The 14,173-nt window shown below is 44.4% G+C and carries 12 protein-coding genes; 4 read left to right on the top strand and 8 right to left on the bottom strand.

From position 1 onward, the window contains the following. Window positions 1-2: 2 nt before the first annotated feature. From Q8O20_RS09285 to Q8O20_RS09270, 4 genes are all read right to left on the bottom strand, one after another. Window positions 3-2,192: a TonB-dependent receptor gene (locus Q8O20_RS09285; protein WP_305530927.1), complete on the bottom strand. Its 2,190-nt coding sequence runs from the start codon at window positions 2,190-2,192 to the stop codon at window positions 3-5. Between the two features lie 209 nt (window positions 2,193-2,401). Then, on the bottom strand, window positions 2,402-2,860 hold the full coding sequence (locus Q8O20_RS09280; RefSeq protein ID WP_305530926.1) for a nucleoside deaminase: 459 nt from the start codon (window positions 2,858-2,860) through the stop codon (window positions 2,402-2,404). 3 nt (window positions 2,861-2,863) lie between these two features. Further along, window positions 2,864-3,631, bottom strand: coding sequence for a M15 family metallopeptidase (locus Q8O20_RS09275; RefSeq protein ID WP_305530925.1), 768 nt, complete (start codon window positions 3,629-3,631; stop codon window positions 2,864-2,866). A 27-nt stretch (window positions 3,632-3,658) separates the two neighbouring features. Further along, window positions 3,659-4,993 carry a bifunctional diguanylate cyclase/phosphodiesterase gene (locus tag Q8O20_RS09270; protein WP_305530924.1) on the bottom strand — a complete coding sequence of 445 codons (1,335 nt, stop codon included), beginning with the start codon at window positions 4,991-4,993 and terminating at the stop codon, window positions 3,659-3,661. A 228-nt stretch (window positions 4,994-5,221) separates the two neighbouring features. On the opposite strand from Q8O20_RS09270, the gene Q8O20_RS09265 reads away from it, so the two are divergent. Next, window positions 5,222-6,559: a diguanylate cyclase gene (locus Q8O20_RS09265; protein ID WP_305530923.1), complete on the top strand. Its 1,338-nt coding sequence runs from the start codon at window positions 5,222-5,224 to the stop codon at window positions 6,557-6,559. Continuing rightward, window positions 6,556-9,078 (top strand): EAL domain-containing protein, encoded by a 2,523-nt coding sequence (locus tag Q8O20_RS09260; RefSeq protein WP_305530922.1) that lies wholly within the window; start codon window positions 6,556-6,558, stop codon window positions 9,076-9,078. The genes Q8O20_RS09265 and Q8O20_RS09260 overlap by 4 nt, the downstream gene beginning before the upstream one ends. A 3-nt stretch (window positions 9,079-9,081) precedes the next feature. Here the strand turns inward: Q8O20_RS09260 and Q8O20_RS09255 are convergent, their stop codons facing one another. Together Q8O20_RS09255 and Q8O20_RS09250 are read right to left on the bottom strand one after the other, a co-directional pair. Further along, window positions 9,082-9,372: a cytochrome c gene (locus Q8O20_RS09255; protein ID WP_304741579.1), complete on the bottom strand. Its 291-nt coding sequence runs from the start codon at window positions 9,370-9,372 to the stop codon at window positions 9,082-9,084. A 53-nt stretch (window positions 9,373-9,425) separates the two neighbouring features. Beyond that, the gene (locus Q8O20_RS09250) at window positions 9,426-10,193 is read right to left on the bottom strand and encodes an RMD1 family protein (protein WP_305530921.1); all 768 of its coding nucleotides are present in this window, start codon (window positions 10,191-10,193) and stop codon (window positions 9,426-9,428) included. 66 nt (window positions 10,194-10,259) lie between these two features. Here Q8O20_RS09250 and Q8O20_RS09245 point away from each other — a divergent pair, with 66 nt between their 5' ends. Beyond that, the gene (locus Q8O20_RS09245) at window positions 10,260-11,417 is read left to right on the top strand and encodes an OmpA family protein (RefSeq protein WP_305530920.1); all 1,158 of its coding nucleotides are present in this window, start codon (window positions 10,260-10,262) and stop codon (window positions 11,415-11,417) included. On the opposite strand, the gene Q8O20_RS09240 is transcribed toward Q8O20_RS09245, so the two are convergent. Together Q8O20_RS09240 and Q8O20_RS09235 are read right to left on the bottom strand one after the other, a co-directional pair. Further along, window positions 11,401-12,282: a hypothetical protein gene (locus tag Q8O20_RS09240; RefSeq protein WP_305530919.1), complete on the bottom strand. Its 882-nt coding sequence runs from the start codon at window positions 12,280-12,282 to the stop codon at window positions 11,401-11,403. The two genes, Q8O20_RS09245 and Q8O20_RS09240, sit on opposite strands and share 17 nt — an antisense overlap. Continuing rightward, window positions 12,279-12,884 (bottom strand): hypothetical protein, encoded by a 606-nt coding sequence (locus tag Q8O20_RS09235; RefSeq protein WP_305530918.1) that lies wholly within the window; start codon window positions 12,882-12,884, stop codon window positions 12,279-12,281. Before Q8O20_RS09235 ends, Q8O20_RS09240 begins: the two co-directional genes overlap by 4 nt. A 223-nt stretch (window positions 12,885-13,107) precedes the next feature. On the opposite strand from Q8O20_RS09235, the gene Q8O20_RS09230 reads away from it, so the two are divergent. Next, entirely contained in the window at window positions 13,108-14,103 is a 996-nt protein-coding gene (locus tag Q8O20_RS09230; RefSeq protein ID WP_305530917.1) for a hypothetical protein, read from the top strand. The last annotated feature ends 70 nt before the right edge of the window (window positions 14,104-14,173 follow it).

The following is a 14,173-nucleotide window of genomic DNA, read 5'->3' as shown; positions in this document are numbered from 1 at the left end:
CCTTAAAATTTGATTGAAAGACCGGCAGTGTAAACACGTCCCGGATTCACGGTGATGGAGAGGTCTTCTGCATTAAAGAGTAAGTTTGTATCTCTATCGCTGCTTGCACGTGCTGTGTTGTAGTATTGGTTGTCGAATAGATTGTCGATTCTTGCGAAAAATGCATACGTTACCGTGTTCATTTTTGCTTTATATTCGGCCAAGATATTAACCGCTTCTTGACCGTCAATTTCAATTTTGTTTAGATCATCCGCATAATAATCCGATTTTTTGCTGTACTCCGTAGAGAACTTGATATTCGAATTATGCTGGTAGTCGAGTATAAAATTGAGGTTATGTTTGGAGGTTCGAGGTATGACATTTCCGGTCACATCGTAATACGCGACTTCACCTGCATCAACTCTTCCGTCATGATCGGCATCAAAATGGATACCGAAGTTATCGTATTTGGTGTATTTTGCGTTGAGATAGGTGTAGGCTAGGTTATAGGAGAAGTGATCATTGATTTTAGCGTTCATTGCAAGTTCTAGCCCTTGGTGTTTCGCCCCCCCTATGTTGTCCCACATATCGGTGATGGTACTATCTACACTTCCGTAATTCCCGGCAGTTTTCATAATGAACTCTTTTCGGTCAATTCTAAAAGCAGAAGCTTCGTAATTGATATTACTGATAGCTCCCCGTAACCCAATTTCATAGTTTTTGGCGTGTTCAGGTTTTAATTCGGGATTGTTCTGCGTGCTGCCGTAGGTGCTCACATCCCCTGCAAAAAGTTGTGTAATCGTCGGCGCTCTGAACCCTGTCGAATAATTTAAAAAGAGGTTATTTTGAGGATCTAAATTATAGTTAGTCCCGATTCTGTAGGAATAAACATCGAATGATTTCTCAAGAGCGTTAGAGCGGGAATCGGTGTAGTCAAGATTAATATCATCATACCGAATATTGAAGGTAGCGCTGAGTTTATCCGTGATCCCTTGTTTGTACTCACCGTAGAGAGCGTACACTGTTTCATCTGTCTCGTTGTTGCTGTTTTCATCGCCGGCGAGTAAATAGGTGTAATTCCCCGGTGCTCCAACTCGCTGATCAACCCGATAGAGGACTTTATTTTTATAATTATTGTCTCTTACGTCTAGTCCCAAGAGTGTTGCGAAGGTGTCAAACGACGCTCTGTATTCGCTTTTGATCCCTTTTTGGATTTGTTCGTAGTAGTTATCATAGACATAGTCGTCATCGGTATAGACTCCGCTCGCACCGCTCCCGTTTTTAGTTTGAGGACTCGACCAAAAATAGGTGTCATCGGTATACATATATCCGTTGATGAGTAAATTAGAGTTATTGGAAAAATCTTTTGAATAGGTGAGGAATAGTTTCAACAGTTCAACATCAAACTTTCGGGTGTAGTCTCTGCTCTCCATATCCCCCGTGAAAATACTTTCAGGATTCGTTTGCGCCTCTGTTTCACCCCCTACGGTTCCATGGGAATCTTTTTTTCGCTTTGATGCTTCGAGCCCGAATGTCAGATCACTGGTACTGTCGATGTAGTATTGAAGTTTGCCGTTGAGGTATTGGGCGGTGTAATCGGAATCCTCATGGTAGCCGTCTGCTTTGCGTTCGCTCGCTTGGATATGAAAACTAAAGTCATCATTAGCGTATCCGGTTCTCGCTAATAATTTTTGGTAACCGAAGCTCCCGCGCTCGATGGCGGCAAAATTTTGATTGTATTTTGCCCCTTTTTTGGTGGTAATGATGACCGCACCGCTTAGGGCATCATCCCCGAAGAGGTACGATGCCCCCCCCTTGATCACTTTGATCGATTCGATATTATCAAGGTCGATGTTCACCGAACCCGTCCGCTCAAATACGGGAACACCGTCCACAACGACGGCAACCCCCGGCTTTTCCCCCATATAGACTTGGTTTTCTATACCGCGAATATGGATTTTGATACTGTCTCCCGTTTTTACTTCGGTTGTAATGCCCGGAATACTTTGAAGAATTTGCTGGATATTTTCGGTATGGGCATTGTCAACACTCTCGCCGCTGATCGTCGAGGTGCTCGATACCTCGGTACGTTTGGTTGCGAAGCGATCGTCGATGGTCGTAGAATCGATTTCGATGACCCCAAGGTTTTCAGCAGCGATACAAGAGCTAGCCAACAGGGCAGAGAGAAGAATACTGTGAGGGATTTTTGTCATCACCACTCCTAATAATAAAGTGTGGGATTATGAAGAATTAGTGTTACATTTGTGTTAAGTAAAAATAATAAGAATAAATTAATACTATATGAAAAGTTATAATGTCAGAAAAAGAGAAATCCTATGACAACCATCTGGCATAACCCCAAATGTTCAAAATGGCGTGAAGCACTCACGTTATTGGAAGAAAAAGTAGTTGAATTTATCGGCTAGTAGAGTTTTTTATCCTCTTTTGCATTCCATTGGGAGAATAGCTTTTTTCCCTTTTCGGCATCCAAAGGACGTAGATCGATAGCCGTTTCGGGGCTGCGGATCATCGTATAAAAATGTTCATCGTCAAATCCCCCCTCTGCGGCATCTTTCATGGATGAGGCATAATAAACCGTGGGGATTCGTGCCCAGAAAATAGCCCCCATGCACATCGGGCATGGGTAGCATGTTGTATAGAGAGTGCAGTCAGAGAGATCGAATTTTCCGAGTGCGGCAGAAGCACGACGTATGGCATTGATTTCGGCATGAGCGGTAGGATCATTTGTCCCCAGTACTTCATTATGTGCCGTTGCAATGAGTTTACCCTCACGGACGATAGCCGCGCCGAAGGGTCCTCCATCGTTTGCTCCCATCCCCCTCAGCGCTTCATCGCAAGCCATAGCCATCCATTTGTTCATGGACTACTTTGCCGTTGCTACACACGAAGATGCGAGGAGTTCCGGTCTGTACTCAAAGTGCATCGTGTCGTAGTGATACCATCGTCCTCCCCAGATAAAGCCGTGTTTTTCGAAAATGCGGACGATGGAGAGGGGCATCGTGTTTTTGTAACCGATGTGAGCCGTTTCTGAAGAGGCTTCGTCTTTCCAGTATTGGGTTTTGGCAGGTGCCAAATCGATTGCGATTCCGAAACTGTGCATGGAGAGTCGGTCGGTATCTTTGATTACCCGATACGCATAAGTGGTTGCCCCCTCGGCCCAAATACGATCACGTTTGGGTAGTTTGGAAATCTCCTGACCGATGGCGTAGAGTTTTTTATCCACCCCTCCCACTTTATTGACGGGGAGTTTAACCGAGCCTCCCAGTGTCGGCCAAGTAATGGTGACGAGGTTTTTCTCTATCTCTTTTTTGTTTTTGCCGTAAAGAGATTGAAAAAAGGGCTGATAGCGTAAGCGTCCCGGATCGAACAGATACGGCGGAGGTGTTTCGCTTCCCCCTGCATCGTAGCTTTGGATGAGTTGCGTGGCGAGGTCGGCATTGTTTATTTTATCCTCCCACGAAGATTTTGAACTGTCGGTATGATAGGGGAATTTTGTTCCGTCTTTGAGGATGAGAGCGTTTTCATCAGCAGAAGCGATGAGGTCGTTATATCCTTCGACATAGCATTGGGGATTTCCGCTGAGATGTGAAAAGAGTAATGCCGAAGCGGCAAAAAGAGTGAATATACGCATAATGTTCCTCCGATAATGGGTGCTATTTTACCGAGTGTAACTGTCAACGCAAAGCATTGGTGCGCGTTCGCTAGAATTTTTCTCTTTTTTGACGGCGTACATTGCCATATCAGCTGCTTTAATCAAGCTATCCGTATCGGTTGCATCGTCGGGATAGCATGCCAAACCGATACTCGCTTTTGCGAAAAGGGTGGTTTTTTCGTCCAGATAGATCGGTTCGCTTATGGCAGCCGCTATCGCATCTCGAATGCTTTGCAGATGATCTTCCCCTTTGACCTCTTCGATCATTACGATAAACTCATCTCCCCCATAGCGGCAAACCGTATCGCTGTTACGTAAACATGCCCGAATGTTTTTCGCGACATCTTGCAATAGACGATCTCCTGCTTCATGTCCGTAACGGTCATTGACCAGTTTGAAATCATTTAAGTCAATAAAGTAGAGGGCTATTTTATCTTTACGCCGTTTTGAACGAGTGATAGCATGTTCGAGTCGATCGTTTAATGTCGTGCGGTTTGTGGCTCCGGTGAGAGGGTCATGCTGGACACGATAGGTCAGGGCATCGACATGGGAAGTGATATGGGTGATATCATGGAGATTAGCCACATAACTGACAAGGCGGTTGTGATGATAGATCGCCGTGATGGTGGTACTGAAAACTTTTTCCCCTGACGCTGAGTTTTTAGTGAGAGTTCCTCTCCATGTGTGATTTGTACTGAATTGGGAGAAGATTGTATTAAATGTGAGTCGTTCTTTAAAAAGATATTTACCGATATGGGTGCCGTAGAGGGTATGTTGATCGTTAAGTGAAAGGGCGAAAAAACTGGGATTGGCAAACTCAATGATCCCTTTATGGTCAGTATAAAAAATGGCATCGCCGGCACTTTCCAAGGCGGCAGAACGTTTATTAAGTTCATCAAGTGTTTTTTTTGAGAGGGTGATATCTTGCGCCATGCAAAGTATTTCCCCTTTTCCCCCCTCCAGAAGACGATTACGCCATTCGCAAAAAATTTCATTATGTTGCTGGGTGGTATTGTAATTTTTGGAGTAGCTTACCCCCTCAAGAGAGGTTTTTTGGAGTACGGAAACAACATGGTCTTTGTCAAAATTGGGAACGATAAAATCGATGATATTCTCACCCACCGCTTCAGTGTAGTTCCATCCAAAAATCGCTTCGGCGCTCTGGTTCCACTCAATGATACGATAGTCACGATCAATTACAATCAGAGCAACAGGGGAATCACTGAAAAATTGCAGATACCGTTTCTGACTTTCGATAAGACGACGATTTAAAAAGATGGAATGAACGACCCAAAGAGCTAAAACGAGTACGAGAGAGGGGATTGCAACAAGCTCTATCACTGATTATATTCGAGACACACGCCAAGCAATCGCGAGCGGAACAATACAACCGATACAAGTGGCTAAGCGTATACAAAAACTCATGGGATTCAGACGATATCCTTAAGGCAATTTTATGCATTGTATAATGTTATATATAATTTTAACATTAAACTATCTTGGTTGTTTGAGTCTATTTTGTGTTTGTAAACGGTATAATTAAAACACTAGTAAAGAGGAGATTTCCTTATGTTTTTCCCTACTCTCGGTCTGATAGCGACCACCGATGTGATTAGCGTTGATATGTATCATACTATTCAAGATGCGCTCGATAAAATGCATGAACATAATCATCGCAGTATCATTGTGGTCAATAAAACACTGCATTACATCATTACAACCAAAGATATTATCCGATTACGTCTCGAAAGAGTGGACTTTTCTACCCCTCTCTCGCAAATCATCCTTCGTCCGCTCCCCTTGATCGATAAAGATAGCAATATTATCAATGCCCTCAATTTAACCAATGATATTGATGAGCATATCTGTGTCTGTAATAAAGATGGAAGTTTGTACGGGCTTGTCACCAACAGTGATATTGTGGGGAGCGTCGATCCTCAAGTTATTTTGGAGTCACTTCAAATTTCGACGATTTTTGAGAAAAAATACGGGTATAAAAGTTTTTCCCCCACTACAGTGATGTTGGACGTTCTAGAGTTTATGAAAGATTCATTGAGCGATTGTGTCATTATCCAAGATGGCGGAATGGCGGTAGGGATACTGACCTCCAAGGATGTGATTAACTTTATCGGAGAAGGGAACTGTGCCTCTATTGAGGTACGGGATGTGATGTCTTCTCCCGTTGATACGCTGAGTGATAAGGCGTCGATTAGCGAGGGACTTGAATATTTGCGCAACGGCCATTTTAAGCGGATTGTCGTTATCAATGATGAGGGGCATGTGGTAGGAATTGTTACCCAACAGGACCTTATTTCACGAACCTATTTGAAATGGTCTCAGTTAATGCAGGATCATTTTAAGCAGTTTGAAGAGATCACCCAGATCCTCCAGCAAAAGAATCGTCATTTGACACAGTTGGCGACGAAAGACTCTTTGACGGAGATTCATAATCGGCATATGTTTTCCGAACTTTTTTCTCAAGAACTTTCCGTTGCAAAGCGACAAGGGACAAAGCTCTCTTTGATGATGATCGATTTGGATCATTTCAAACAAGTCAATGATACCTATGGGCACAATATCGGCGATTATGTGCTGAAAAATTTTGTCTCTTTAGTTGCTTCTACGATTCGCGAAGCTGATTTATTCGCACGATGGGGAGGGGAAGAATTCGTTTTGCTGCTTCGAAATTCTGGGTGTGAAGAGGCTTATGGCGTAGGAGAAAAAATTCGAAGTTTAATCGAATCGCAAGTGTTTGAGGATGCGGGACATATTACGTGCAGTATCGGAATTACGGAGGTATCTGAGGAAGATTCCCTCCACAGCGCTATCGAACGTGCAGACGGTGCTTTATATGCGGCAAAAGATATGGGGCGAAATCGGACTATAGCGTGTTCTAATCGCATATGAAATTAATTACCCTTAAATCGATCGTTTCCGATCAAGTACTTTCGCTGCGGGCTACTCAAACGATTTCAAACGCCCTTGAAATGATGTCGGAGCGTTCTTTCAGTTCTGTTATTATTGTTGATGACGATATCCGGCCGATAGGAATTTTTACCGAACGAGACGCACTCCGTGTTGTTGCCGATTCTATCAATCTTGAAAAGCCCTTAAGTGAGGTGATGACTCTTGAACCTTTTTGCGTTGAAGAGAGTGTCTATTTGCATGATGCCTATACGATAATGGAAGAAAAAGGGTATCGTCATTTAGTCGTCGTTGATGGACAGAAGTGTTTTGTCGGAGTGGTAAGCGAGGGAGATTTCCTCCGTCATATCGGGTTTGAGGAGTTGGGAAAATTTAAACTGGTCGCAGATGCGATGAGCGGTTCACCCTTAATTGTCTCATTGGAGAGCCCTCTTTTTGAAGTGGCGGCCTTGATGCATGAACGTAAATGTGACTATGCGGTTGTCCTTCGCGGAGCTCAGCCTGTCGGTCTCGTGACAGAGCGGGATATTGCACATTGGTATGCTCTTAAGGGGAACTCAAACGATATAAAAATAGAAAAACTGCTCCTTCGCAATGTTCATTTCATCCAAAAGGGGACCCCTCTTCAAGAGGCGGCAATACGGATGGAAGAGCACGGTGTCCATCAGCTTATCGTTGTCGATGAGGGGGAAAACCTCGTTGGACTGCTGAGCCGTCATGATGTTTTACATGCGATCAATGGGGCTTATTTTGAATTTCTCCTTCGGGTAATCGATCAGAAAAATGAGACGATTGCTAAAATCGGAGAGCGCAAAAACGAGCTAAAAGCGGAAAAAATCTCAAGCGAGCAAAATGCGCTGAAGCTCCGAACCTTGTTTGAAGCACTTCCCGATGGGGTAGTGCTGATTGACTCGGTTACAATGAGGGCAGTAGAATTTAACCGTGCCGCGTATGAGCATTTGGGGTATACCTCCGATGAGTTTTCAGAACTTACCATTTCGGATTATGAAGCGATCGAATTTCCCCACGAAACACGCCGTCGCATTGAATCTATTATACAAAACGGTCGAGATTGTTTTGAAACCAAACATAAGGCTAAAAACGGCGAATTGCTGGATGTTTTAGTGAATGTTGTCGCCATTAGATTTTTAAACCATCCGTATATGATGGCGGTTTATTGTGATATAAGTGAACGTAAAAAGCATGAAGAACAGCTGGAAATCTTAGCCAACTTTGACCCGCTTACGGGCTTGGCAAATCGCGGGCTGCTTCATGCTCATTTACAAAATTCGATTGACAAGGCGAATCGGAATAAAACGCAAATAGCTCTTTTGATGTTTGATTTAGACCGCTTTAAAGATATCAATGATAGCTATGGGCACAGTGCGGGGGATGAACTTTTACAAATGGTATCAAAGAGATTCTCTTCACGTCTGCGAGAGGGTGATTTGATCGGACGTTTAGGGGGGGATGAGTTTGCGGTTGTAGTTGAAACTATCACCCATTCTGAAGATGCGGGGCATTTAGCCCAAGAGATGTTAGGTACATTGGCTGAAGCGTATCGACTCTCAGGCGGTGCACTCATCCATGTCGGGGCAAGTGCCGGAATCGTATTGTTCCCAGATCACGGAGCAGATGCCGCCATGTTGTTCCAACATGGCGATGCGGCACTTTATAAAGCTAAAGCAGAGGGGCGGGGAGTCTATCACTATTATACGGATGAACTGACCGATTCGGCGCGGCGGCGTATCGAGTGTGAGACCCGCTTGAGACGTGCGATACTAAATCAAGAGTTTGAAGTTTATTATCAACCACAGGTTCATATGCAGACGGGGCGTATTGTCGGAGCTGAGGCACTAATACGGTGGAATTGCCCAATGAGAGGGCTCGTTATGCCTAGCGAATTTATTCATGTTGCTGAAGAGATCGGACTTATCGGTGAGATTGGCGAGTGGGTTTTGAGCGAAACATGCCGACAGGGAAAAATTTGGCTCGACAAAGGACATAGACTCACCTTAGCGGTCAATGTATCGGCCCATCAGGTACGCCATCAAAATATACTCCTTATGGTTGAGACGGCTCTTAAAAAAAGCGGTTATCCGGCCGATCGGCTGGAGCTTGAACTTACCGAGAGTGCGTTGATGCAGCGCGAAGAAGAGACGGTTACTATGCTCCATTCTCTTCGTGCACACGGTATCCGTTTGGCGATCGATGATTTCGGAACGGGATATTCATCCCTCTCGTATCTCAAACGCTTTCCGATAGATGTCCTTAAAATCGATAAAAGTTTTGTGGATGATATCCCGTATGAACGTGATGATATGGCGATTGTTACGGCTATTATCGCGATGGGGCAGGCATTAGGATTTCAAGTTTTGGCTGAGGGGACGGAACGGGTAGAACAGATCGATTTCTTAAGAGAAAAAGGGTGCACGATGTATCAGGGATATTTTAAAAGTCCGCCGGTGAAGGCGGAGGAGTTTGAAAAACTGTTGGGATAACGCTTACTTGAGACTTCCGACATACGCCGCGAGAGCTTTAATATCCTCATCGCTCAGCCCTTCAAGAGACGCTTGCATAGTTGCTTTTTGCTCACCTCCGAATGATCCGCTTTTGTATCCTGTTAGTTTACTCAATGCGCCAGTGTCTCCGGCAATCGCTTTTCCGGAGATAGAAGCTTCTTTTCCGTTTGCTCCATGACATTCAGCACATTTTGCACCAAAAATTTTGGCTCCATCGGCAGCACACAATGCTGATACTCCAAGAACCGCTAAAACAAGTAACTTTTTCATCATTCTCATCACCTCCAAAGTGTAGGGGATTATTGTAGCATAAAAGTAATGCCACACTAGCGGATAAAATCAATAACTCCCATGACTATTTCGACACCGATGAGGATGATAATGATCCATTCTAAAAACTCACTTTTTTTATGGTTAATAATATCCATAACCAGCATAACATCTTCCTTGATTTGAGAGAGTTTAGAGAGGGCAATTTCATGCCGATCGTTGAGTTCAAGGATGAATGCCAGCCGTATATAGAGGGTTTCGGCATCTTCATTGTCCCACAGGATATTCGGTTTGTCGAGTAGAAGGAGATTGCTCACCATATCGTGTCGAGTGAGGGCAAGACGTTTGGCAAATTGCATCAAATGAGAGCGTCGGCTGATGGAGAACGTATGGATCGATTCGACGATACGGCGACTTTGGGAGAAGAGGGTGTCGAGCCGTTTCTCGTAATGCTCCAATCCGACGCTTTGGCTAATCGCGAGGGCAATAACGTTGAGATTCAGTATTGAAGCTTCACGCAATAGTATGGCTTCATTAGTCACTTCAAAAAGTGCATCAAGATGAGGATTGATGAGGATCGGATAATCTTGGGTGATGAGGTTTTGTGAATCTAACGAGATATTTAGCAATGAGAGGGCGTTGAGTATCTCTTTTTTCTCTCTAGCGATCAGAGTCAGGACTCCAAACGGAGCCAGTACGACGTGGAGGAGATCATTCTTCCCGTAATAACCGTTTTCTACCCCTCGCACAAGGGTAACATCAAGAGCGTATTCAACGGTTGCAGTTGTCAGGGGATGGTTCAAATAGAGTGAGAGTAGATTCATAGTCGTCCCTTTAACCGAAAATTGGTTTGATTTATTGTATCATCCCTTTATTACAATGAGGTGATAATGCAAACTAAAATAGCAGTCGGATTTCTAGGGTTATGGTTGAGCTGGAGTCCTATTTCAGCAGATGTTTCAGAGATGATTTTTTATCCGCAAGCCGATTTTTCGGAGGGTATTTTTCACTTTAATTATCAAGGCGAAAAAAATAAAAATTACGGGTTTATGTTCGAGAAAGGGTTTGACGCGGATCGTATCGTGTATGTCCGCCCCGCTACACATACAATTGAAAAAACAAAAGAGGGGATGACGAAGCTCTCTTTTGCCAATACCGATCGCTACTCCTATCTTCAACGTGCCTTTAGAGATGACTTTTTAGTCTCTGAAGAAAACGGTGTCGTGAAGATTCTCCTTAGCGGAGGGGATTGTAAGGGGAGCCCTGATTGCGTTACGGCGGAGAATATCCTTACCGTAAATGTACCCAAAGGGTACGGTGTTCGAAAATATCAGGGGTTGGATCAAGACCTCAAACCTCTCAAAAACCCGCAATGGGATCGTAAAGGAAATACCTTTACGCTCACCGCCCGCGATGTCAAAGGGGCGTGTGTGATGATGGAGCTAGAGAGATTAAAGCCGGGTCAAAGTGTTGTGGCGATGGCAGACCCGATTAAACCTCTCTCCAAGGTAGAAAAAGTTGAAGTTGTAAAAGTGGTTAATGTTGAGCCGAAGGTTGTACCGATTATCGAAGAAATAAAGCCTGAAGTTCCTGTCGTCGTTGCCGTTGTAGAACCAAAAGTTGAAGTAGTACCTGTCGCGATAGTCGAAAAGCCGATTTTAGAAAAACCGGTTGCTTCGACCGCAACTCCGGCTCAGTATTTTCGAAATTTTCAACTATTTGAAAGTAGGGTAGTTGCTCTCAGTGAAGTGGGGAAAGAGCGTCTGCGCGAATGGGCGAAGCTTTTTAAATCGGGCGGTTATAGCTCGGTAACCATCAAAGGTTATACCGACAATATCCCTCCGCAACGGCTTAAGGCACAATATGCGACGAATGGTATCCTCTCGGAAGCACGTGCAAAAATGGTGGCCGATTATCTATTGACACAGGGAGTTGATGCAGGTGCTATTACCGTCAAAGGGATGGGCGATGCCGATCCTGTAGCTTCCAATGAAAACGAAGAGGGTCGATCGAAAAATAGACGGGTAGAGTTTATTCTCGCCCGATAATATCGAAGATATTAACCCCATCCGGCAGACGGGGCTTCCCGTCACGAAATGAACGGGTATTGGATATGAGCCGTTTGAAATGTTTACGTAAATGGTAAGCATCGGGAACGTTGGGGCGGAACCAGTCCCCTTTGGCACTGAAGAGCCAGTCAATCGCCGATTTTATATCGAGTAGAGTGTATCCTTCCGTATCAAGGAGAGTTTTAATCTGCTTTGCCCAGCTTTGAACATTGTCCGGCATTTCGAACTGTGGATCAATGGAGGCGAGATGGCGGATAAAATACTGCGCCATTTCAAACTCTTCCATAGTTGGTTTGGTTTCGGCAAGCTCTTGTGCCGATGCTAAAACTGGCGCATTGGAAGCGATTTCACGGCGTACCCACCGCTCGAACTCGGCACACCAGTCGAAAGATCGGCGGTTTTGACTCCGTTGGTACAAATTGAAATCTTCGAATAACTCCCGTCTTAGTCCCTCGCGATCACATAGCTCAAGTGCATATGCGTGTAACTCTGTGTATGTTTCATTTGAGAGGTTAAGATAATAGTTGCTATCGCTGTATTCAGTTGCGCTGAGGGTTACAACCGCAGATGTGAGGACGGAAACAGGGGCAAAGGTATAGTAGATCATCATCCCCTGATCGGTTTTGCGTCGGAGGGTTTTTAGAATCCCTTTTTTCACCATACTATCGAGTGCTTCGATCACTTCTCTAGGGGTGTTCCTGAGAGCTTGTGCGAGAGTAGATGCATCAACATCTCCGGGTTTATCTCCCCATTGTTGCGTATAACGGGCGATGAGGGGGAGCAACGCGCGCTCTAAGAGGCTCAAATCGTCACGATCGATCAAAGAGGTGGGAAGGGTAATCATTTTTCTTTTACCGAACGGAGAAGTTTAGCTTTGAGCGGAGCGGCTAATACATTATTTTTTTCCCGCTCGCGGCGGAGAATTTCATTACGGTACTCGTGGATAACGCGCGCTTCAAAGAGGCTCCGATCCAACGAAACATAGTCGTAAATCCATCGCTTCGTCACTATTTTAACAACGTTAATATCGGTTTCATCCAGCAGAGGTTTATCTTCGTTTGCGTGTTTGATCGAAGTAAATCGGATCGCTTCAAATCGCTCCAACGCACTTTTCTCACCATCACGTACCAAGCTCACATCCCGTCTGATATCGTACATCAAATGGTATAAGTTTTCTGCACGCTCTTGCGCTTCATGCTCAATTGGGCTAAGCGTCTCATTTTCAAATTCTTCAGCAATAAGGGCAATTTTTTCAAATGCAGTTTTATACGGCATTTCACGTGATGAGAGTCGATTTAGAAAGCTACTGTATCGAGTGGATCCGATAGGGCGGATAAGCTCATCGATATGGCTGCGTAAAAAAACATCTTCATCAATTTTAAAATAATTCATCAACGAAGTGACGAATTGAGTACGGATTTGATCTTCGGTCGGTCGGTTTTGCATAAATAAAGTATATCACGATGATCTTTAGAGTAGTGTTAGGTCAAAAATAAGGTAAAATGTTAGCGGGTATTTGTGAAAGTACCTTAATCCGCCAGAAGAGGCTCCCATCCTAACATTCGACCATACTATTATCCCCGAAGGTGATGCAGAACTCGGCGATAATCTTTTATATTATGACTACAACATTGACCATCTTCTCTCCCTTGAAGCGAAAGGGCTCACGATGGAAGACGAAGGGTACATCAGTGCGTTTCGTTCTTTTGAGGGGGAGGTATATGAGAACTATATTTATGAAAAGCTTCTCCGCTACGCCGCCAATGAGCCGCGCATCAAAAGCTTTATTATAAAAGGGCCTCATAAACACCGTACCCGCGCTCAAAGTGATGCCCTCTCTGTGAGCTGGAAAGGGCAGATTATCTACCGTGCCCGTCACAAAGAGATCGGTGAATTCGACGGACTTCTCTTTACCGATAAAGAGCTCTATTTTGTCGAGATGACGTTGGTTAAATCGGTGAGCAATCTCAAAAAACGGCTTCGTAAAAAACGGGCATTGCTCGAAGTTCTTTTCCCCCGTTACAGTGTTAAGGCGCTTTTAGTCCTCAACGAAGGGGCGACAGGAACGTCTGATTTGCCGCCGTATGCGTCGGTATGGCTGACAAAACCTTACAGCGCACGCCATATTTTGGAACGTTTGAGCTCTAAGTCCGAGCGTGCCCCGATGATTCGGATCGAGAGCAGCAAAATCGCTCATGCGGAAGAGTTGAAAGTTGCGGCATTTAAATACTATGCAACCCTCTCGTGGATGCTTCGTTCCCTACGCGGGAAAGATCCGATCGATTTAGAATTTTTCCGTCGTGCCGCGACACAGCGCTATCATGATATCTATACGAAAGTGTATGTCGGATTTCTCTCGGTTGAAGATTTTAAAATCCTTGCACCTGATTTGAGCTGGAACGGTTCAAACGCATCACGAGTTGTCGTCGCTATTGAAAAAGATCACTCCGGCGGCTACTTTTTGACCTATTTTATCCGTCACAGCTCTAAAAAACTAGATAACGTGGTGCTTGGGTCGGGGGGGAGTAAAGTGGCAAAAAAAGATCCGTTCGGAATTACCCTCACCGAAATGAATCATTTGGATAAAGTGATGGATGATACGTTTCTTTTCACTCTCGAGCAGCATACAAAACTCGAAAACGTATTGAGTAAACTTACCCATTAAACTCTATTAACCGTCAATTATCCTTTTTTCACCTATACTTTCGTCATATTATTAGGTATAAGGGATTATT

It is taken from the genome of Sulfuricurvum sp., from assembly GCF_030691015.1.
Lineage (GTDB): Bacteria > Campylobacterota > Campylobacteria > Campylobacterales > Sulfurimonadaceae > Sulfuricurvum.
Note: the sequence above shows the minus strand (reverse complement) of the source record. Positions and strands in the feature narration are given on the sequence as shown.

Coding starts and splice junctions, on each gene's coding strand:
- Q8O20_RS09280 (WP_305530926.1), bottom strand. CDS start 2,860: ATGAACAAATGGATGGCTATGGCTTGCGATGAAGCGCTGAGGGGGATG.
- Q8O20_RS09260 (WP_305530922.1), top strand. CDS start 6,556: ATGAAATTAATTACCCTTAAATCGATCGTTTCCGATCAAGTACTTTCG.
- Q8O20_RS09235 (WP_305530918.1), bottom strand. CDS start 12,884: ATGCAAAACCGACCGACCGAAGATCAAATCCGTACTCAATTCGTCACT.
- Q8O20_RS09240 (WP_305530919.1), bottom strand. CDS start 12,282: ATGATTACCCTTCCCACCTCTTTGATCGATCGTGACGATTTGAGCCTC.
- Q8O20_RS09265 (WP_305530923.1), top strand. CDS start 5,222: ATGTTTTTCCCTACTCTCGGTCTGATAGCGACCACCGATGTGATTAGC.
- Q8O20_RS09250 (WP_305530921.1), bottom strand. CDS start 10,193: ATGAATCTACTCTCACTCTATTTGAACCATCCCCTGACAACTGCAACC.
- Q8O20_RS09285 (WP_305530927.1), bottom strand. CDS start 2,192: ATGACAAAAATCCCTCACAGTATTCTTCTCTCTGCCCTGTTGGCTAGC.
- Q8O20_RS09255 (WP_304741579.1), bottom strand. CDS start 9,372: ATGATGAAAAAGTTACTTGTTTTAGCGGTTCTTGGAGTATCAGCATTG.
- Q8O20_RS09230 (WP_305530917.1), top strand. CDS start 13,108: ATGGAAGACGAAGGGTACATCAGTGCGTTTCGTTCTTTTGAGGGGGAG.
- Q8O20_RS09245 (WP_305530920.1), top strand. CDS start 10,260: ATGCAAACTAAAATAGCAGTCGGATTTCTAGGGTTATGGTTGAGCTGG.
- Q8O20_RS09275 (WP_305530925.1), bottom strand. CDS start 3,631: ATGCGTATATTCACTCTTTTTGCCGCTTCGGCATTACTCTTTTCACAT.